Origin of the sequence: Amycolatopsis albidoflavus (assembly GCF_039525725.1) — a bacterium.
GTDB classification, from domain to species: domain Bacteria; phylum Actinomycetota; class Actinomycetes; order Mycobacteriales; family Pseudonocardiaceae; genus Amycolatopsis; species Amycolatopsis albidoflava.
The window spans coordinates 26755-45645 of sequence record NZ_BAAAHV010000031.1 but is presented as its reverse complement, the minus strand read 5'-3'; the positions used below and the strand labels follow the sequence as shown (position 1 = coordinate 45645).

Below are 18891 nucleotides of genomic sequence, written 5' to 3'. Positions count from 1 at the left end.
AACAGTTGTGGGCCGCCAACGAAAAAGCCCAGATCAGCGGGGGTGGATAACGCTCCCGAAGGTGTCACGTCCGCGACGGGCGAAACGACTGTAATGACAGGGGGCCGGAAAGGAGCGGGTCCGAGATGCCCGGGCGGCTGCGGAAGTGGAACACACGCGTCGACGACTACCTGCGCCGGAAGGCGGCGGAGGGCGGCAACGTCGTCGCGATGACGCGCGTCGCCGCTGACCTGCGCGAACGCGGCGATTCGGCGGAGGCCGAGGAGTGGTATCGCCGGGCCGCCGCGGGCGGTGACCGGATCGCGATGACCGCGCTGGCCCACCTGCTGGCCGAACGCGGCGCCGAGGACGAAGCCGCCCGCTGGTACCACGAAGCCGCGCAGGCCGGTGAGCCGCACGGGATGCTCGGATATGCGCGGACCTGCGAAAACCAAGGCCACCTCAACGACGCCGAGCACTGGTATGCCGCCGCGTTCCAAGCCGGCGCGACTGAAGCGGCCGGGCTGCTCGGCCACCTGCTCGTCGAAGACGGCCGGTACTCCGATGCCGAGGGCTGGTGCCGCAGCGCCGCGGAAGACGGCGACTCGACGGCGATGCTGGACCTCGGTTTGGTCCTGCGAGAGCTCGGCGCGCCCGACGAGATGGCGCACTGGTGGCGGGCCGCGGCGGACGCGGGCGAACTCTCCGCGACCTGTCTGCTGGGCCGGGAAGCGGAACGGGCCAACCGGGAAGGCGACGCCGAGCGGTGGTTCCGTCGCGGGGCGAAAGGCGGCCACGTCGAGGCGAAGGTGCGGCTGGGGTTGCTGCTGCATCGCCGGGGCGACCTCGAAGAGGCGGAGAACTGGTACCTCGAGGCCGCCGAGGCGGGTGACGCGGCGGCGATGACCAACCTCGGCGTCCTCGCCCGCAACCGCCGCGACGACGGCGAGGCCGCGGCTTGGTATCGCAAGGCCGCCGAGCACGGCAGCATCCCCGCGCTCACCAACTTGGGGCATCTCGCCGAATCCCGCAGCGACCTGGCACAGGCCGAACGCTGCTTCCGGGTCGCCGCGGAGACCGGCGACGTGCAGGGGATGCTGAGCCTGACCCGGATGCTGCGCGCCCGCGGCGCGACCGCCGAAGCCGACCACTGGCAGGCCTTGGCCGCCGACCGTCCACAGTAGACACAGGTTTCTCGGGGTCGATCTCCGGGATCTTCCCGGATGTTCCCCGGCATCGGCGCGGCTAGCGTCGATCGGGTGTTCAGACGCGTGCTTCTCGCCATCCTCACCGGTATCGCGGTGTTCCTGGTGCCGTGGACCGTCTACCTCGGACTGACCCTGCCCGAGCACTTCGACACGAGCCAGTGGCGAGTCGCCTGGGTCGGCTTCGACATCGTCCTGCTGCTGTGTTTCGCCGCGTCCGTGCTGCTCGGGATGCGCCGCAGCCGCGCCGCGGTGCCGATGCTGGCCGCGACCGCCGCGCTGCTGTGCTGCGACGCCTGGTTCGACGTCGTCCTCGACTGGGGCGGCTCCGACCAGTGGGCCAGCCTCGGCACCGCACTGCTCGCGGAAGTGCCGATCGCGGTGTTTCTGATGCTGCGTGCGCGCGCTCTGCTCGCCGGCAACGCACGGCCGCGAGCCCTGACCATGCACGACATCACCGTGCGCACGAACCCGAACTACCAGCGGTTGCTCCGGCTGATGCCCGCCACTTCGGCCGAACTGCGCGCGCAGCTCCCCTCGATCGACGTTCCGGCCGCGCTGCTCACCCTGACCCACGCCGGGTACACGCGACGCGCCCGCGACGGTCGCTGGCACTCCGTCCCGCAGAGCACGAACGAGGCGAAGCTGGAGGACTACCCCGAGGAGGACCGGCCGAAGCTGGCCGCCTACCTGGACGCGAAGTACGACCACGAAGTGCGCTTGATGGCCTGGGCGGTCGAGCACCGCGACACCTTCGACGACTGGACCGCCGGGAGCCGCGCCGGGATGCGCCTGAGCTACAAGGACTTGAAGGAGTTCCAGAAGGAGTACCTGGAACTGGTGCACCGCTACGCCGCCCGCAAACCCGGCCCGGCCGAGGAAGCGCGTGACCTGGCCGTGCGGTTCTACGCTTTCCCGGAACCCAAACCCGCTGAGCTGGCGTAGTTTCGAGGCATGATCCATCACGTGCAGGTCGCCTGCCCAGCGGGCGCGGAGGACGACGAACGCGCGTTCTACACCGGTGTGCTCGGCTGGCCGGAACTGCCGAAGCCGCCGCTGCTGTCCGCCCGCGGCGGCTGCTGGTTCCGGGTTCCGGGCGTCGGCGGCCCGGACGGCGAACTGCACGTCGGCGTCGAGGCGGATTTCCGTCCGGCGCTCAAGGCGCATCCGGCTTTCGTGGTCGACGTGGACGCCGTCTCCGCTGCGATCGAAGCCTCCGGACGGTCCGTGACCTGGGCCGATCCCGCGGAAATCCCCGGCAGGCGACGGTTCCACACCTTCGACCCGGTCGGCAACCGGCTGGAGTTCCTCGCCAGCTGAGCCGCTTACAGTGGGGGGATGAGCCAGGAGGCGGAAGAAGCCGAGCAGCGGATCACGCGACGCTTGCGTGAGCTTCGCCTGGAACGCGGGCTCACGCTCGAAAAAGTCGCCGCCGCCGCGGACATCACCCCTGGCTACCTGTCCCGCGTCGAGAGCGGACAGCGGGTGCCCAGCCTCGGCACGCTCGTGGTGCTCGCGCGGGTGCTGGACGTCAGCGTCGCCGATCTCGCCGCTTCCGAGGAACGCCGGTCGCCTATCGTCCGGCGCGCCGACGCCATCACGTACGGGACCAGCGGCGCGTCCATGACCCACCTGTCCCCGCCGTCATCTGGCGTTGAGGCGACGCTCGTGACGCTGCGCGGCAAATCCGTCCCGCCGCGCCCCACTCAGCACCGCGGCGAGGAGTGGCTGCACGTGGTCAGCGGCCAGCTCGAACTGACCCTCTCCGGCGAAACCCACCTGCTCACGGCCGGTGACTCCGCCCAGTTCCCCGGCACCACCGAACACACCCTGCGCGGCGCGCCCGACGCGGAAGTGCTCGTCGTCATCGCTTGACACTCGCTGTGCCTCAGAGGCACCCTGTTTGCCAGACAGGCAACAGTGGGAGATGCTGATGACCGACGCTCCGGTAGCCGAACTCGACCTCGACACCCTGCCCGAACAGCTGGATTCCGTCGCCGCCGAACGAGCGCGGCGCAAACGTCAGCTCGCGGTCGCCTTCCGCCTGTTCGCCCGGTACGGGTTCGACGAGGGCATCGCCGGGCACCTCACCGCGCGCGATCCCGAGTTCCCGAACCGGTTCTGGGTCAACCCGTACGCGGTGCACTTCTCCCGGATCAAGGTCAGCGACCTGCTTCTCCTTGACGAGAACGGAAAAGTGGTCGAAGGAACGCGGCGCACGAACAAGGCCGCGTTCGCGATCCACTCGACCATCCACGAGGCCCGCGAGGACGTGGTCGCCGTCGCGCACGCGCACACGATCCACGGGCGCGCCTGGTCGGCGTTGAATCGCCTGCTGGACCCGATTGTCCAGGAATCCTGTGCCTTCTATGAAAACCACGTGCTTTTCGACGAGTACAAAGGCCTGGTCCTAGAACGCGACGAAGGCGTGCGTATCGCCGCCCGGCTGGGGTCGAAACGCGCCGCGATCCTTCGCCACCACGGATTGCTGACCGTCGGGCGAAGCGTCGCCGAGGCGGCGTGGTGGTTCATCACGATGGAACGCGCCTGCCAGATGCAACTTCTCGCCGAAGCCGCGGGTACGCCTCGCGTGATGACCGCCGAGGAAGCCGGCCTCGCCGCCCGCCAGTTCGGCAGCGCGAACATGGCGCGCAACAACTTCCGCTTGCTGGAGGACCTGATCGTCGACCAGGAACCGGACGTGCTGGACTGACGCGGTTCAGTCCCCGACCGCGTCCCGCCCGCGCTTCACGATCAACGGATCCGGTTCCCCGACCACGTTCTCGTCTTTGCCCTCGTACTCGAAGCGGGACAGGAAATAGCGCATCGCGTTGATCCGCGCGCGTTTCTTGTCGTTGCTCTTGATCGTGATCCACGGCGCGAGATCGTTGTCCGTGCGGAGGAACATCGCCTCCTTGGCCGCGGTGTAGTCGTCCCACTTGTCGAGCGACTGCAGGTCCATCGGAGACAGTTTCCACTGCCGCACCGGATCGACCTGCCGGATGATGAACCGGGTGCGCTGTTCGGCCTGAGTAACGGAAAACCAGAACTTCGTGACCGTGATCCCGCTCTCCACCAGCATTTCCTCGAACAACGGCACCTGACGCATGAACTGCTCGTACTGCTCCGGCGAGCAAAACCCCATCACCTGCTCGACCCCGGCCCGGTTGTACCAGGACCGATCGAACAGCACCAGCTCGCCCGCGGTCGGCAAATGCTGTACGTAGCGCTGGAAATACCACTGATGCGCTTCCCGGTCACTGGGCTTGGCGAGCGCGACCGTCCGCGCGTGCCGCGGGTTGAGGTGCTCCATGAACCGCTTGATAGTGCCGCCCTTGCCCGCGGCGTCGCGTCCCTCGAAGAGAAGGACGTGCCTGCTGCCGGTCTCGCTGATCGAGTTCTGCAGCTTGAGCAGTTCGACCTGCAGCAGGTATTTGGTCTCGTCGTACTCCTCGCGCGGCATGCGCTCGGCGTACGGATAATTCTCCCGCCAGGTGTCGACCGCCTTGCCGAACGCGTCGATCAGCACGGGATCGTCGTCGTGATCCTCGCCGACCGAATGCCCGTCGATCTCAAGCCGATCGATGTACTCCCGCACGTCCCGCAACATGCGGCCGACCTTAAGCAGGGCAGGTGAACGGGAGGTGTCCCGGCTCCGGCCAGGAATTCCGCGGCCCGGTTCAGGCGCTGGGCGGCTCGACAACGCGCAGCGCCCACGCCCGCCGGAACGCACTGATCGTCAGCCAGGCCAGCCGGGCGTTGACCGGGAAGAGCTGCCGCGCCGAGGCCAGCGTGTCGAATGACCCGTCGCCGGCCGCGCGACCGCGTTCCAGATCGCCGGGCGCGAAGGCCGGGCCGAAAACCTCGAGCACCGTCCCGAGGTAATACAGGTATCCCAGGGTTTCGGTCTGCAGCCGCAGCAAGGCCGGCGCCACGTCAACTCCCGCCGAGACCGGCGGCGCGGCGACCGCGGCGATCAGTGCGCCAGGCTCAGCCGCCGTCCGCGCGTCGAGGTGCCGGACGAGAGCGCTGGCCAGGACTTCGTCGTACTCCGCCTTTCCGACGACGGTCAGCAGCGCGAAACGTTTGGCGGCCAAGTCCTCGGCGACCAGCCGCCGCGCGATGGCCGCGAGTTCAGCGCCGCCGGCGAACATGCGCCGGGCGACGCGGATCAGTTCGCGGGGAAGTCCTCCGGCCAGGCAGTGGCACAGGCTGATGAACGGATCGGGCAAGCCGACCACCCGGCTGGACAGCACCTCCCGCGCGTCCGTGAGAGCGAGGTACTCCAACCGGACGATGGTGTCGAAGGCGCTGTCGAAGGCGTCGCGGACCGACAGGCCGCGGAGCTCGAACGCGGCCAGTGCGTCCTCCGACACTGAGATCAGGCACAACAGCCCGGACACGTCGACGGCGGTCAAGGCTTTCATCTCGTTGATGAACTCGTGGGCCAGGTCCGGATCGGCGATCTTGTCCAGCTCGTCGATGATGATCACCACCGGCGCGGGCGCGATCTTCGGGAGCGCGCTGAGGCACTCGATGGTCGCCTCGACGAACCGCAGGAACTCGTGCACCACCTCGGGATAGGTCAACGGATTCCGGGTCGCCTCCTGTGCCCCGGAAATCCCCGCCTCGACCATCGGCACGCCGGTCTTGCCCGACCAGCCCGAGGTGTGCTTCTGCTGGAACCTGATCCCGTCGCGAGCCCATTCGGCCCGCTTCCGGAGCGCGACCAGGTCTCCCTTCGCGACCGGCGGCGGCGATGATTCCCGCAACCGGGCCGCCGGACGTCTCCTCGCCGCGAGGCTGAGCGTGGCGGCCGCGCCGAACAGGCAGGCCAGCGGCCACCACAGGGTGGTCGGCTGAGCACGCAGATCAGCCTGGAACGCCGCTGAGACGATCGTCCCCACCGCGCCCACCAGCAGCCAGGCCAGCACCGCCGCGAGCACCGGCCAGCTTCGCCGGTCCCACCCCCGGCGACGAGGGCTCGCGACGTCCTCGTCCGGTCCGCGCTGCCGGCAGAACTTGATCACCTCGGCGCAGGTCTGGCTGTACAGGTGCAGCATGAACTCCCGCGCCTCGTACCGGACCGGCACGCTCTCCATCACCGCGATGTGCCGATAGCCGCCTTCCAGGAATTTGCCCGCGCGATAAGCCTCGAGGAGCGTCGACTTGCCCGCCCCGCGCGACCCGGCCATTCCGATCACGCCGCCTTCGATCCCGGCCAGCAGCTCGCGCAGCCGGTCCGCGGCCGCCACCGAGGTCCTGACCCGATCGCCCGCGCGCATCTGCCCCAGCGCGTGCCGGTCGTAGGCGGGAAGAGTGGTGGTGAAATCCGGGTTGAGGACGTTGGTGAGGTGCGTTTTGACGCGCTGCTCCACCTCGGTGCGCGCAGCGTCTCCCCAGCGTTCTTCCGCGACGGTGACCTCGTTCCGCAACTTCGCCTGCACCTGTTTCCAGCTGGGGCTGTTTTTGCGCCTCTCGTCACGAGACAGCAACGGCGGGATCAGCCAGGAGCTGAGCGTCAACGGTGCGAAGCCGATCATGACCAGCAAGGTGACCGCGTCGGCCACGACGTACTTAGCGAAAGGAGGCCAGCCCACCGCTGCCACAAGCACGAAGTAGGCCGCGGCGAGCGCGAGGACAACCGCCATCAGTCCGCGAACGACCACTGCCGCCGGCAGCCGTTGTCCCGGCTCCTCCGTCTCCAGTACCACGGTCGCCACCGAGAGTGCCACCAAAAACGCACCCACGGCGACCACCCCCGCGGCGATCCACAGCGCACCCGACCAGAACCCGCCCATCGCCTCCCGGCTTGAGGACAGCAAGCGCCACAGCAACAACAGATAGACGGTCGGGAAGAACGACACGAACGGCCAGATCTCCGCGTTGACGACAGTCCGGCCGATGAGCTTCTTCCCGCTTCGCGCGGTCAGCCGATCCGCGGCCCACACCCCGACCGGCCCGGCGACCAGCAAGACCACCACTGTGAAGAACCACGCCAGACCGCTGAAAGCCTGCTGGAGCTGCCACCAGAGCAACGGGTAGCCGATGCCGAACCACAACGCCAGACCGAACATCGCGTGCGCCGCGCGTGCTCCAGCCGGCCTGTTCGCCGGATTATCGTGCGCGGCAAGGGTTTTCTCGGCCGCCCACAGCTCTTCGATCTGCGGGTTGGTCGCCCCGAGCGTCTCGTCGGCGTTCCCGGCCATCCGGTGTTCGACTTCGCCGCTGATCCGTTCGAGATCGCTCTCGGCGGTTTCGGCGAATTGTTTCGCCGAGAACTCTCTGGCCAACGCATCCTGAACCAACTCCGCCAAGCGCTCTCGCAAGCGGTTGAGCAGACGGTCGTACTCCGCCTCGCGAAAGGGCGCGTTCGGTTCGTTCACGACTCGGCATCTTAATGCGCGAGACCCTGGGCTGGACTGTTTAGCGGAAACCTGAGCAGCGCCGGACTCTCTGCTGCCGTTCTCAGCCCTCGAAGCTGAGCCTTAGCCCAGGAACTTCCGCAGGTCCTCGTGCGCGGTCTCGGGCTGCGGCATCTGCCAGGCCGGTAACCGATGCAACTGCTCGACCGTCAGCGGCTTGGCGAAGTCCACTCCGTACTCTTCGCCGCTGATTTCCTTGAACCGCAGCCCTGCTGGGGAAAACCCGGTCCCGACCGCGACGATCCGCGCTCGATCGCTCATGGCGAGCCACGCCCCGGCGAAGTGCAGGACCGCCGCGCCGACGCGACCGCGGTCCGGCATCGTGGCTGCCGGCTCGACGATGTTCATCAACTGTTCCTAGCGGACCGTCGAGAGCGCCCGGCGGCTTCCACCGCGGCCCCGTCGAGCCGTTCGCCACGCAAGGGAACCATGGCCAGAGCTTACTGCGCATTGACCAGGTACAGCTCAGCACGCCCGTAGAGCGGCGCGGAAATCGTCCAGTGGGCAAGGTAATCCGACGGCGGCGGCCCCCAAACCCGCCGCAACGCGAGGTCAAGTTTGCGCGGCCGCACGCTGTAGTCGAAGAACGCGAAGTTCACCCGCAGCAGTCCGCGCGACAGACGTCCGGCCCGTGCCTCCAGTTCGTCGATCGCCTCGGGCATGCGGCCGCGGTCGGAGAAGACGTCGATGATCGCGCAGTCGCAGGCGTAGGCCAGCACTCCGATCTCGTCGGCGCTGGCGACCGTTCTCCCGGCAGCCAGCCTGCCCACCTCCCGGCCGATCTCGGCGTACTGCGCGCTCGTCGTGTAGTTCGAGGTGAACGGGGCGAAGTCGCGCGGCAGTCCGTCCCCGGCATAGCCGACCACACTGGCACCGACCAACGCTACGACGACAGCCGCCCCCGCCACCCGCTCGATCCGGTGGGCGGAACCGGCCACGACCGCACACGCGAACACCGTCGCCGCGACAATGCCGGGGCCGTAATACCAGTGGTACGGCGGCACTTTCAGCTGAACGTACGCCAGGCTGTGCCCCGCTCCGGCCGCCGCGAGCGCCGCGAACGGGAGCAGCCCGCGACTGGCCGCGTTGCCGCGCAACGCCAGTACCAGCCAGCGCAACCCCGCCAACGCCGCCAAACCGACGCACAAGAACGCGAGCACCGTCTGCCCTGGCAGGTATTGCCAGTACAGTCCGACGCCGTTGCCGAATTCCCACTTCCCCCAGGCCTGTCGCGCGCCCTGCAGGGTCTTGATGACGAGAGTGTCCGGAACGGCCGCGCCCAGTACGACCCAGCTGAACACGAACCAGGGCACCGCGACCAGCGCCGCGCCTCGCACAGCGCGCAGGCCGTCGACCCAGAACCGCCGCCGGATCAGGAAAATCACGCCCGCGAAGAGCACCAGATCGACCCGGACCAGGGTCAGCGCGCCTGCCACCAGCCCGAAAGCGAACGGCCGCCGCTCCGCCGAAAAGACCAGCAGCCAGCAAAGCCCGGCCGCACCGAGTTCGACTTCCATGCCGATCGACGACACCAGCAGCGGATTCACCGTCAACGCGGCGACCGCGAGAACCGGGAACCAGCGAGGCAATCCGGCGACCGCGCCCACCCTCCGCAGCGCCTGCACCAGCAGCACCTGACCGGCCACGTACAACACGCCCGCGGCCAGGACCGCGTCCCGCAGCACGAACGTCAACGCCGCCAGGGAAAGCACGTTCAACGGCGAGGTCGCCGTATTCGAGGTGCTGTCGGCCAGCAATCCCCAGTTTCCGTGGAACGCGAGATTGCGCGCATAGCTCAAGGTGATATAGGTGTCGTCGATGAGATGGCTGTGCACCAAAAGAAAGAACAATGCTGACGCGGCCGCCACTCCGAGCAGCAGCCAATCCACCCGTCTCCGGGCCGGAAACAGCCGCTCCCGCCCTGTTTGAGGCGTCGTCAAACCCAGTGCCATTATTGCGTTTCCCCCAGTATCAGTCTTCGCGCGACAGCCGACCCGGTGCTATCTCCCCGGAAAGTCGTGGACGCTTCCGTCTCGCATGGTCACTCGGAATTTCCGGCTGTAATCGTCACGCGGAGAACCGCCCTCGACGAATTTCACGACGAAAATGCCGTCTTTCAACACCGCGGGGGTCATCGAGTCGTCCGGCCCGTACATCTCCACCTTGGCCACGTCGGGGGTCGCGACCCCGAACACGACACTCGGCCGGTAGGCATTGGTGGCGCTGGCGAAACCGCAGATCGGGCGAGTGGCGCTGAGATAGGCGTAGCCCTCCCGTCCGTGTGTCCAGTCCCTGTCGTCGGTGACCATCAGGCCGGAGTACGGGCGGTAAGGGCCGGCATTCTGGCCGTCTCTGAGAACGCAGACAGCCGCGAGTGTGGCGTTGCGGCCGACGAGGTAACTCCGCTCCGCGCCCTGATCGACCTTGAGCGTCAAGCGCAAACTGTCCGGGTCAGCCAACGAGACCCCGAGATCGGGAGCACTGTCGAGGCAGGCCTTGAACAGTTGCGCATCCCCGGCATCCGGCTTGGCACCAGCCGGAACCCGCGTAAGGTCCGTGCCGGCGTCGTGCACCGGCGAGAACACCAGCGTCGCGCCCAAGGCCAGCGCGCCGACGCCCGAGGCGACCGCCAGCGGCAGCCCCAGCCTCCGGCGCCGCCGGGCACGCAGCCCCGGAGCGAGCCGGTTCCACATGGCTTCCTTCAGGAGGTCAGGCATCGGCCGGTCGGGCGGCAGGTTGAGATCGTCGGCCATCAGAAGTCCCCTCCAGCCAGTACGCCGGTGTCCCTCAGCAGCTCCCGCAACCGGGTTCGCGCCCGTGAAATCCGCGCGCGCACACTCGGTTCGGCGATCCCGAGCACCGCGGCCGCCTCTCCGTTCGACAAACCGCCCAGCAGGCAAAGCTCCACCGCCCGCCGTTCCGCCCGCGGCAGTTTCGCGACCGCGTCCAGCACCGCCTTCAACCGCCGGTCCGCGTCGACCTGCCCAGCCACGTCCTCGGCGTGGTCGCGGACCACCGGATTGCGCGGCAGCCGCGTCAGCACAGCCGCGAACCGGCCGAGGCGACGCTGTTCCCGGCGGGCCAGATTCGCGGTCACGGTGTACAGCCACGGCCGAGCACTGTCGTTCACCAGCGTCACCTCGCCGACGCGTCGCCACGCGGTGAGAAAGGTCAGCGAGGCCAGGTCCTCGGCGGTGGCCCAGGAACCGGTCAGCCGGTAGGCGTAGTTCCACACCCCGGCGACGTGCCGGTTGAACAACTCTCCGAACGCCGCGACGTCCCCGCCCGCGGCCAGCGCCCACAACTCCTGGTCGCCGCCGGGGGAATCCGGTCTCTCGGCCGGCATCCCCCACCCCCAGCTCTGCTCCGCAACTGTCGTCACAACCCCATGTCCCCGCTCGCCGCAGCATCGTTGCATCAGGCCCGGGACCAGCGTGATCAGCGTCTCGCCTCGGCGGAAGCGGAAGGATATAGTCGGGCGGAGCCAGGATCGGGGCGTCCGGCTCGCCGGGCGGAGGGCTGCTGGGGATGACCGACAACGGGCGCGTTGAACCGCCGACGAATCCCTTCCCCGCAATTCCGCCCGCGAAGCCTCGGCGCACCCGCTGGATCATCGGCGGGATCGCCGCGCTGGTGGTCGTGCTGGGAATCGGGATCGCCGTCGGCGTCGTGGCCGGGCAGCCCTCGGAGCGCCCACCGGAGCCGGCCGCCGCACCCGGTTACTCGATGGACCACGTCGGCAACGCCTGCGATCTCGTCGATCCCGCTCCGCTGCGGAAGTGGTCGCCCACTCCGGCGGGCCCGCCCGAGCACAAGGAACTTCGCCCGAGCAACCTCGACGCAGGCAGTCTGAGCTGCCAGATGCGGTACTCCAGCGGCAATTCCCTGGACACCGCCGAGGTCATCCTCGACGTCAACTTCACCAACGGAACCGCGCCGTCCTACTACGAGAACTGGAAACGCGGCAACGCGGCGAAAACCGGCGAGGGCAAGGCATCCGGCCCGATCACCGGAATCGGGAGCCAGGGCTTCTGGCACTCCGAGGTCTACGGCGACTTGGTCGCGAACACGCGCTACGTCCTTTGCGTAGTGGACGCCAACGTCTCGGTCCGCGTGCGGCTCAACTTCAGCCGCAGCCGGGAAGTCGCCCAGATGCACCGCACCGAAGTCCAGCCGATCGCCGAAGCACAGGCCCGCAAGGCGTTGAGCGGGCTGAAAGGGAACTAGGGTTTTCCATGCAGCAACCCGGATACGGCTACCCGCAGCCCCCGAAACCTGGCCCCAAAACGGGATTGATCGTGGCCGGTGCGATCGGACTGGTCGTGATACTCGGCGTCGGAATCGCGATCGGCCTCTCCCTCAGCAGCGGCTCCTCCCCCTCCAAAGCCGAACCGGCCCCGGTGACCCCGCCCCCGTCCACCACGACGTCAGCCGTCGCACCACCGGGCAAGTACTCGATGAGCGCGATCTCCAACGCCTGCGACCTCCTGGACCCGAAACCGCTGGCGAAATGGTCCTCCACCCCGATCCCGCCGACGCACCGGGAAAACCAGCCAAGCGGCGGCTACGGCGGCGGCCTGACGTGCAGTCTCCGCTACACCAGCACCTCCGCTACCGACGGCGTCGCCACCAACGAGGCCGGAATCGGAGTCCAGGTCGATTTCACGTCCGCGGGCGAGCCCCCGGCCTACGACAAGTGGAACACCGGCCCGTCGAAGGGCTGGACCGCCGGCACCACCGCCGGGCTCGGCACCCGCAACTACTGGCGCGCGGGCGCTGTCACCGAGCCGGGGCCGGGCGCGAGCTACATCGTCGGGGTGCAGGACAGCAATGTCTCGGTGGAGGTTCAGGTCGCCGTCCACCGCGCCCCTGGCGAAGCCCCGCTGAAGATGGACGATCTGTCGTCGATCGCGCAATCCCAGACACGCGCGGTGCTGGATCGGCTGAAGAAGGCGTAAATGCACAACGGTCCGGGAGCTAAAAGCTCCCGGACCGTTGTTTACTGTCTCGACCAGACAGTGCGCCCGAAGGGATTCGAACCCCTGACCTTCTGATCCGTAGTCAGATGCTCTATCCAGCTGAGCTACGGGCGCGTGTTCAGTTGTTAACCTAGCACCTGCCGAAACAGGCACCAGCGGAGGCTCCGGGATTTGAACCCGGGAGGGGGGGTTACCCCCAACCGCATTAGCAGTGCGGCGCCATAGACCAGACTAGGCGAAGCCTCCTGGGTCCCAACGACCACTGCTCAGATAGGTTACACACCCCTCCACCACCTCCGGAAGGCACCCCCCTCAACGGTGCAGCACCCTGCGTAACCAGGGCGAACGGCCGCCAAGCCCCTCGGCCTCGAAGGTCGCGATGCCGACCCGGGGCAGCGACCCGACGCCCGGGTACACCAGGTAACGCGGCACCCACCGGGGCTGGAACTTGGCGTTGAACCGGTAGAGGCTCTCGATCTGGATCCAGCGCGAGAAGAAGTGCAGGACCTTCGCCGAGAGCCGCGCGACCGGGCCCGCGCCGATGCGCTGGCCCTGTTCCATCAGGGCGCGGAAGGCGGCGAAGTTCAGCGACACCTGGTCGATGCCGTGCTCGCGGGAGTACAGCAGCAGCTCCGAGATCATCAGCTCGTTCACGCCGTTGTCGACAGTGCGGTCCCGGCGCATCACGTCCAGCGACAGGCCCCGCTCGCCCCACGGCACGAACTGCAGCACGCCTCGGACCCGGCCGCCCTGTTCCGCGGTGACGATCACCGAACCGTGGTCGCCCATGCGGCCCAGCGCCATCGAGAACCCGCGTTCGGTCTCGGTGCCGCGCCAGGTGGCGGCCAGGTGCACCAGCTCGGGCAACTCGCCGGAGCGCAGGTCCTCCGCCCGGCGCACCAGGACCTTGTAGCCGGCCCGCTTCGTCCGCGACGCCGCCTGTCGCACGCCGCGCATCACGCGGCCGTCGAGGGTGAACGTCTTGGTGTCGACGACGGCCTCGTCGCCGATTTCCAGTACCTCCAGGCCAAACCGGGCCCACACCGTCGCGCCCAGTTCGGACGCGCCCATCGCGGCGGGCACCCAGGCGTTGCGCTGGCAGATGTCCAGGTACTCCTCGATCGCGCCGGGCCAGGCCTCGTGGTCGCCGAGCGGATCGGCGGACGTCAGCGCGACCCCGGCGATCACGCGGAACGTGACGGCCGCCTTGCCGGTCTTGGAGAAGACCGCGAACTTGTCGCGGCGCAGCGCGAAGTAGCCCAGCGAGTCCCGTTCCCCGTGCTGCTTCAACAACTCGTGCAGCCGCGCCAGTTCGTCGTCGGACAGTTCGGGCGCGGGTTCGGCCGAGCGCAGCAGGAAGTACGCCGACACCAGCACGCCGGTGATGCTGAAGACCAGCCCGATCGACGCGGACAGGTCCTCGAACCACATCTCGTGGAACACCGCGGGCCCGCTGACGCCGGTGAGCGCGAGCGCTGACTGGGACAGCCGGTCGGCGAAGCTCAGCGGGTCGAGCATCCGGGCGGGTGCGACCGACAGCAGCGCGAAGTTGAGCACGAAACCGGCCAGCACCAGCTGCAGCAGCACCCGCAAAGCGCGCCAGCGGCCGACGGTCGGGTCTGGGCGGGCGATGAAGTACCGCCGCGTGCCGAGAAGCCCGGCGAGCAGCACCATGGACACCACGCCGGCGCCGAACACATGCCGAAGCCCGAGGTGTGACAACGCCAACAGCGCCGCGAAGCCGACCGCCAGTTGCCAGGCGCGGCGTTTGCGGCGGCGGAGCCCGGCGGCGAGCATGATCAGCAACACGCCGGTGACCAGCGCCACAGCCGCCGCGGCAGTAGTCGCTTCGCTGGGCAGCTCCAGCCATTTGGCCACGTGTCCGCGCACGTCGCGGCCCACCGGAACGACCGTGGACACGACCGTCAGCAGGCCGGCGAGCCTGGTTATCCATGTGATCGCGACGACCGACGTGACGCCGGCCGCCTGCCAAGTGTGCTGCGCGCGTGTCCCCGTCACCACGCGTGCAACACGCACGGCCCTGCCATGCTTCCCCCCGTTGGCGCGTTCAGTGCGCGGCGAGCTCCACAAAGGGGGCCAGCGCGGCCGGGTTGGCCAGCGCGTCCCTGCTCACCGCCCTCTCCGGCGCGACTCCGGAGAGGATCCGCTTCACTGGTACTTCGCACTTCTTACCGTTCAACGTACGGGGAATCTCGGAAACGACCATGAACCGATCGGGTACGTGTCGTGGCGACAGTGCGTTGCGAAGCTCTTTCCGCAGGTCAGGCTCCACTTCTTCGAGCGTGGCGCCGGCGGTGAGTACTACGAAACACAGCAGTTGCCCGTCGTCGTTGCCCGCCGCCGACGTGTCGATGACCAGCGAGTCGGCGACCTTGGCGAATCCTTCGGCGACCCGGTAGAACTCGGCGGTGCCCATCCGGACGCCGCCGCGGTTGAGCGTCGAATCGCTGCGGCCGTAGACCACCGCCGAACCGCGGCGCGTGATCTTGACCCAGTCGCCATGCCTCCAGATACCCGGATACGTCTCGAAGTACGCCTCGCGCAGCCGGGAACCGTCCGGGTCGTTCCAGAACGAGACCGGCATCGACGGCATCGGTTCGGTGATCACCAGCTCGCCGACCTCCTCGACCACCGGCTCGCCGTCGTCGTCGAACGCCGCCGCGGCCACGCCCAGCGCACGGCAGGACAGTTCGCCGAGCCACACCGGCACGTCCGGCGCGGCCGCCACGATCGCCGCACACAGGTCAGTGCCGCCGGAGACCGAGCAGATCTGCACGTCCCGGCCGATCGCGTCGGCGATCCAGCGGAAACCCTCCGAGGACAACGGCGAACCGGTCGAGCCGACCACGCGCAGCGCGCTGAGGTCGTAGCGCTCGGACGGGGCGAGACCTGCCTTGAGACAGCTCTGGATGAACGGCGCGGACGTGCCGAAGTAGGTGACGCGGTGCTGTTCGGCCAGATGCCACAACGCGTTCAGATCCGGATAGCCGGGACTGCCGTCGTACAGCACGATCGTGGCTCCGACGAGAAGCGCGGAGGCGACGAAGTTCCACATCATCCAGCCGGTGGTGGTGAACCAGAAGAACCGGTCCCCCGGCCCGAGCCCGCTTTGCAGGCCGAGCGCTTTGAAGTGTTCGACGACGATGCCGCCGTGGCCCTGCACGATGCCCTTGGGCAGCCCGGTCGTGCCCGAGGAGTACAGGATCCACAACGGATGCGCGAACTCCACCGGCTCGTACGCCAGCTCGCCGCCCGCGTGTTCGGCGAGCATCGCGTTCCAGTCGATGACGCCGTCGAGCGTCCCGTCTCCGAGGTATTTCACCAAAACGGTGGCTTCGAGCGACGGAATCTGTTCGCGCAGCTGCTGAACGGTGTCACGGATGTCGAATTTCCGGCCGTTGTAAGCGTATCCGTTCACCGCGATGAGCACCTTCGGCTCGATCTGGGTGAACCGGTCGGCGATCGCGCGGATCCCGAAGTCCGGGGAACACGACGACCAGATCGCGCCGAGGCTGGCGGTGGCGAGGAAAGCGATGAGCGTCTGCGGGCAGTTCGGCGCGAGTGCGACGACGCGATCTCCTTTGCCGACGCCGAAAGCACGCAACGCGGCCCGTGCGGCAGCGACGTGTGCACGGAGGTCGCCGTAGGTGAATTGCTCGGCGAGCCCGTCCTCGCGGTGGAAAATCACCGCGAGTTCGTCGTCGGCCTTCGGCGCGCCGCCGGTACCCGGGCGCAGCGAGTGTTCGGCGTAGTTGAGCGTGCCGCCGTCGAACCATTTCGCGTCCGGCATCGCGCCGGACAGGATTTCCCGCGGCTGCTCGTGCCAGCGGACGCCGAAGAACTCCGCGACCGCGGCCCAGAACTCCGGGCCGTGCTCGACCGAGTAGTGCCACAGGTCGTCGTAATCGGCCAGGTCGACGCCGCGTTGCTCGCGCAGCCATCGGCGGAAGGCTTCGATCTTCGTGTCAGCGACCCGGTTGGGGTCGGGTCGCCAAAGCACCTCGGGAACAGCGGCGTTCTCGGTCACCCGCCGATGCTAACCCCGCGATGCTCGCAAAGTCCTTTTTCGACCGCGCCCACCCCGGTCAGCAGCGCGCGGACGACGTCGAGGACGAACTCGCGCGTCAATTCCCGGTGGCCGAACAGCGCGCGGAACACGACGGGCGCGGCGAACAGGTCCAGCAGCAGGTCGACGTCCTGGCCGGGGCGGAGGTCCCCGCGCTCCTGCGCCTTGCGCAGCGACACGACGCAGGCCTCCCGGCGCGGGGCCCAGAACGACGTCAGGAAGTCTTCCCGCAGCTCCGGGTCGTCCGCCAGGTCGACGGCCAGCGCCGGGAGGACGCGGCCGAAAACCGGGTCCTCCAGGCCGATCCGGAGGGCGTCGAGGTGGCCGACGAGATCGCAGGAGGTGCAGCCGGTGTCGATCTCCGCGACCCCGGTGCGCGCCTCCGCCATCGCCGCGACCACCACGTGCTTCTGGCTTTTCCACCGGCGCCGGATGGCGGGTTTGGTGGTGCCCGCGCGCTGGGCGATGGCCTCCATGGTCAGCGCCGAATAGCCGGATTCCCGGACCAGTTCGCACACCGCGACCAGCACGGCGTGGTCGATCCGCTCGTCCCGTTGGCGCGCCATGGATTCTCCCGCTATTCGTTGAGCAGCACGACCTTACCGAACGATTTCCCTTGCTCCACGTGCTGGAGGGCAGCGGCTGCCTCGCCGAGCGGGAACGTTCGGTCGAGCACGGCGGAAAGCTGACCGTCGGCAACCAGCTTGAGGACGCGGTCCCACGACTTCCGGCGTTCTTCCGGCGACACCGAGGTGAGACTGAACGCGAACAGCGTCGGCGACTTGTGGAAATCGCGCATCAGCGGCTCGAACGCTTCCGGTTCCGGAACGCCCGCCGTGCCTCCACAAAGGACATAGCGACCGTTGGGACGCAACAGTTCCAGGTGCTCGCGGACCTGCGGACCCGCCGCGGTGTCGATGATGACGTCGTAGGTCTCCTCGGGTCGCTCCCGGGTGCGGTCGACGATCTTCGCCGCGCCGAGGATCCGGAGCCGTTCGCCGTACTCCGCCGAAGAAGTCACCGCCGTGACCTCAGCGCCGCGAGCGTGGGCGATCTGGGTCGCGAGCACGCCGATCCCACCGCTCGCGCCGCGGACCAGCACTCGCTCGCCGGGAGCCACCGCGGCCCGGCGCACTGCGCCTTCCGCGACCATCGCGTTCACGCCCAGCGCGACCACGTCGGCTGGATCGAGGGTGTCCGGCACGGGGTACAGCTGATCCGCGTCGGCCGCGACCTGCTGGGCGTAGCCGCCGGAAAGGATCAGCGCCAGCACTCTCCGCCTGTCCTCTACCCGGCCGACGACCTCGACGCCGGGCACCGAACTGGCGCCGTTCCGCAGATTCATGAGGTCGAAGTAGCCCACTCCGGCTGCCTCGACCTCGACCACGGCCTGTCCCTGCCCGGCAGCCGGGTCCGGTGCGTCGCCGAGGACGAGCCGCTGCTGGGGTTCTACGAGCACCGCTTTCACGGGTGGTTCCTTTCGCTATAACATTCCGATCCGGATCGGAACGTTATTCGATCACGCAGCGACCCGTCAAGGGTGCTGCCGGAGATCAGCGGAGGTGCGCGTCGAACCAGTCGAGGGTGCGCTGCCAGGCCTCTTCCGCCGCGCCGGGGTCGGCGTCGAAGCGGTGGTTCGCGCCCGGATAGCGCACGACGTTCGTCGCGACTTTCGCCGACGCCGCGGCCTCGCGCAGCTGCTCCACCTGAGCCTCGCCCGCCTCGTCGCCGGCGTCGCCGTACATGCCGAGCCACGGGCTGGTCACGCGGCCGGCGATTTCCAGCAGCTTCGGCAGTTCCGCCACCGCCTGTCCGCCGACGCTCACCGCCGCGCCGAACTTGCGGTGCGAGGCGACTACCAGCGCCGCCGTGCCGCCGAGGTCGAAGCCGACGACGCCGCGCAGGTCGGCTTCGACGCCGCGGTCGGTGAGCCATTCGAGCGTGCGGTCGGTGGCGTCGAGGAGATCGCGCTGAGTGAGCTGTTCGCCGGACTCGATGTGCGGCGTGACGGTGAGCCAGCCTTCGCCGGCAAGGCTTTTGACCAGCAGCAGGACGCCGTCGGTGACCCCGTCGCCCTCGTGCAGGACCACCAGGCCGCCGCGAAGCGCGCCGTCGGGTTCGGCGAAGGTGAGGCGAAGGGTGCTGCCGTCGGTACGCTGGTGATCCACGGTGGTCGTCGACGTCATCGCCTCATGCAATCACCTCTGGGTGAACAT

At 68.4% G+C, this 18891-nt stretch carries 18 protein-coding genes and 2 tRNA genes; 7 read left to right on the top strand and 13 right to left on the bottom strand.

What is annotated here, in order from left to right; translation table 11 throughout:
• Positions 1 to 125: 125 nt before the first annotated feature.
• The 5 genes from ABD156_RS44650 to ABD156_RS44630 all read left to right on the top strand — a co-directional run bounded on the left by ABD156_RS44650 (position 126) and on the right by ABD156_RS44630 (position 3897).
• Positions 126 to 1163 carry a tetratricopeptide repeat protein gene (locus ABD156_RS44650; RefSeq protein ID WP_344287733.1) on the top strand — a complete coding sequence of 346 codons (1038 nt, stop codon included), beginning with the start codon at positions 126 to 128 and terminating at the stop codon, positions 1161 to 1163.
• A gap of 75 nt (positions 1164 to 1238) precedes the next feature.
• The gene (locus tag ABD156_RS44645) at positions 1239 to 2129 is read left to right on the top strand and encodes a hypothetical protein (protein WP_344287731.1); all 891 of its coding nucleotides are present in this window, start codon (positions 1239 to 1241) and stop codon (positions 2127 to 2129) included.
• A gap of 9 nt (positions 2130 to 2138) precedes the next feature.
• Positions 2139 to 2504 (top strand): VOC family protein, encoded by a 366-nt coding sequence (locus tag ABD156_RS44640; RefSeq protein ID WP_344287729.1) that lies wholly within the window; start codon positions 2139 to 2141, stop codon positions 2502 to 2504.
• Between the two features lie 18 nt (positions 2505 to 2522).
• Complete coding sequence (locus tag ABD156_RS44635) at positions 2523 to 3059, top strand: helix-turn-helix domain-containing protein (RefSeq protein ID WP_344287727.1); 537 nt, start codon at positions 2523 to 2525, stop codon at positions 3057 to 3059.
• A 58-nt stretch (positions 3060 to 3117) separates the two neighbouring features.
• Positions 3118 to 3897: a class II aldolase/adducin family protein gene (locus tag ABD156_RS44630; protein WP_344287725.1), complete on the top strand. Its 780-nt coding sequence runs from the start codon at positions 3118 to 3120 to the stop codon at positions 3895 to 3897.
• 6 nt (positions 3898 to 3903) lie between these two features.
• Here the strand turns inward: ABD156_RS44630 and ppk2 are convergent, their stop codons facing one another.
• The 6 genes from ppk2 to ABD156_RS44600 all read right to left on the bottom strand — a co-directional run bounded on the left by ppk2 (position 3904) and on the right by ABD156_RS44600 (position 10955).
• Positions 3904 to 4794 (bottom strand): polyphosphate kinase 2, encoded by an 891-nt coding sequence (gene ppk2, locus ABD156_RS44625; RefSeq protein WP_344287723.1) that lies wholly within the window; start codon positions 4792 to 4794, stop codon positions 3904 to 3906.
• A 70-nt stretch (positions 4795 to 4864) separates the two neighbouring features.
• Positions 4865 to 7570 (bottom strand): transcriptional regulator, encoded by a 2706-nt coding sequence (locus tag ABD156_RS44620; RefSeq protein WP_344287721.1) that lies wholly within the window; start codon positions 7568 to 7570, stop codon positions 4865 to 4867.
• Between the two features lie 102 nt (positions 7571 to 7672).
• Positions 7673 to 7957, bottom strand: coding sequence for a hypothetical protein (locus tag ABD156_RS44615; protein WP_344287719.1), 285 nt, complete (start codon positions 7955 to 7957; stop codon positions 7673 to 7675).
• Positions 7958 to 8049: 92 nt separating this feature from the next.
• Positions 8050 to 9498: a hypothetical protein gene (locus ABD156_RS44610; protein WP_344287717.1), complete on the bottom strand. Its 1449-nt coding sequence runs from the start codon at positions 9496 to 9498 to the stop codon at positions 8050 to 8052.
• A gap of 111 nt (positions 9499 to 9609) precedes the next feature.
• Complete coding sequence (locus tag ABD156_RS44605) at positions 9610 to 10362, bottom strand: hypothetical protein (RefSeq protein ID WP_344287715.1); 753 nt, start codon at positions 10360 to 10362, stop codon at positions 9610 to 9612.
• The gene (locus ABD156_RS44600) at positions 10362 to 10955 is read right to left on the bottom strand and encodes an RNA polymerase sigma factor (protein WP_344287713.1); all 594 of its coding nucleotides are present in this window, start codon (positions 10953 to 10955) and stop codon (positions 10362 to 10364) included. Before ABD156_RS44600 ends, ABD156_RS44605 begins: the two co-directional genes overlap by 1 nt.
• Before the next feature lie 182 nt (positions 10956 to 11137).
• On the opposite strand from ABD156_RS44600, the gene ABD156_RS44595 reads away from it, so the two are divergent.
• On the top strand, positions 11138 to 11836 hold the full coding sequence (locus ABD156_RS44595) for a hypothetical protein (protein WP_344287711.1): 699 nt from the start codon (positions 11138 to 11140) through the stop codon (positions 11834 to 11836).
• Between the two features lie 8 nt (positions 11837 to 11844).
• Positions 11845 to 12567, top strand: coding sequence for a hypothetical protein (locus tag ABD156_RS44590; RefSeq protein ID WP_344287709.1), 723 nt, complete (start codon positions 11845 to 11847; stop codon positions 12565 to 12567).
• A gap of 61 nt (positions 12568 to 12628) precedes the next feature.
• On the opposite strand, the gene ABD156_RS44585 is transcribed toward ABD156_RS44590, so the two are convergent.
• The 7 genes from ABD156_RS44585 to ABD156_RS44555 all read right to left on the bottom strand — a co-directional run bounded on the left by ABD156_RS44585 (position 12629) and on the right by ABD156_RS44555 (position 18861).
• Positions 12629 to 12702, bottom strand: a tRNA-Arg gene (locus ABD156_RS44585).
• Between the two features lie 42 nt (positions 12703 to 12744).
• Positions 12745 to 12834 (bottom strand) — tRNA-Ser (locus tag ABD156_RS44580).
• A 66-nt stretch (positions 12835 to 12900) separates the two neighbouring features.
• Entirely contained in the window at positions 12901 to 14610 is a 1710-nt protein-coding gene (locus tag ABD156_RS44575; RefSeq protein ID WP_344288293.1) for a phosphatidylglycerol lysyltransferase domain-containing protein, read from the bottom strand.
• Positions 14611 to 14656: 46 nt separating this feature from the next.
• Positions 14657 to 16636 carry an acetoacetate--CoA ligase gene (locus ABD156_RS44570; RefSeq protein WP_344287707.1) on the bottom strand — a complete coding sequence of 660 codons (1980 nt, stop codon included), beginning with the start codon at positions 16634 to 16636 and terminating at the stop codon, positions 14657 to 14659.
• Positions 16633 to 17241 (bottom strand): TetR/AcrR family transcriptional regulator, encoded by a 609-nt coding sequence (locus tag ABD156_RS44565; RefSeq protein ID WP_344287705.1) that lies wholly within the window; start codon positions 17239 to 17241, stop codon positions 16633 to 16635. Before ABD156_RS44565 ends, ABD156_RS44570 begins: the two co-directional genes overlap by 4 nt.
• 11 nt (positions 17242 to 17252) lie before the next feature.
• Positions 17253 to 18143, bottom strand: a complete 891-nt coding sequence (locus ABD156_RS44560) for a quinone oxidoreductase family protein (RefSeq protein ID WP_344287703.1) — start codon at positions 18141 to 18143, stop codon at positions 17253 to 17255.
• Between the two features lie 85 nt (positions 18144 to 18228).
• Entirely contained in the window at positions 18229 to 18861 is a 633-nt protein-coding gene (locus ABD156_RS44555; RefSeq protein WP_344287701.1) for a dienelactone hydrolase family protein, read from the bottom strand.
• Between the last annotated feature and the right edge of the window lie 30 nt (positions 18862 to 18891).

What these genes read in the sequence shown, in the direction of transcription:
- ABD156_RS44650 (WP_344287733.1), top strand. Translation starts at nt 126, where the DNA reads ATGCCCGGGCGGCTGCGGAAGTGGAACACACGCGTCGACGACTACCTG.
- ABD156_RS44640 (WP_344287729.1), top strand. Translation starts at nt 2,139, where the DNA reads ATGATCCATCACGTGCAGGTCGCCTGCCCAGCGGGCGCGGAGGACGAC.
- ABD156_RS44635 (WP_344287727.1), top strand. Translation starts at nt 2,523, where the DNA reads ATGAGCCAGGAGGCGGAAGAAGCCGAGCAGCGGATCACGCGACGCTTG.
- ABD156_RS44630 (WP_344287725.1), top strand. Translation starts at nt 3,118, where the DNA reads ATGACCGACGCTCCGGTAGCCGAACTCGACCTCGACACCCTGCCCGAA.
- ppk2 (WP_344287723.1), bottom strand. Translation starts at nt 4,794, where the DNA reads ATGTTGCGGGACGTGCGGGAGTACATCGATCGGCTTGAGATCGACGGG.
- ABD156_RS44615 (WP_344287719.1), bottom strand. Translation starts at nt 7,957, where the DNA reads ATGAACATCGTCGAGCCGGCAGCCACGATGCCGGACCGCGGTCGCGTC.
- ABD156_RS44605 (WP_344287715.1), bottom strand. Translation starts at nt 10,362, where the DNA reads ATGGCCGACGATCTCAACCTGCCGCCCGACCGGCCGATGCCTGACCTC.
- ABD156_RS44600 (WP_344287713.1), bottom strand. Translation starts at nt 10,955, where the DNA reads ATGCCGGCCGAGAGACCGGATTCCCCCGGCGGCGACCAGGAGTTGTGG.
- ABD156_RS44595 (WP_344287711.1), top strand. Translation starts at nt 11,138, where the DNA reads ATGACCGACAACGGGCGCGTTGAACCGCCGACGAATCCCTTCCCCGCA.
- ABD156_RS44590 (WP_344287709.1), top strand. Translation starts at nt 11,845, where the DNA reads ATGCAGCAACCCGGATACGGCTACCCGCAGCCCCCGAAACCTGGCCCC.
- ABD156_RS44565 (WP_344287705.1), bottom strand. Translation starts at nt 17,241, where the DNA reads ATGGCGCGCCAACGGGACGAGCGGATCGACCACGCCGTGCTGGTCGCG.
- ABD156_RS44555 (WP_344287701.1), bottom strand. Translation starts at nt 18,861, where the DNA reads ATGACGTCGACGACCACCGTGGATCACCAGCGTACCGACGGCAGCACC.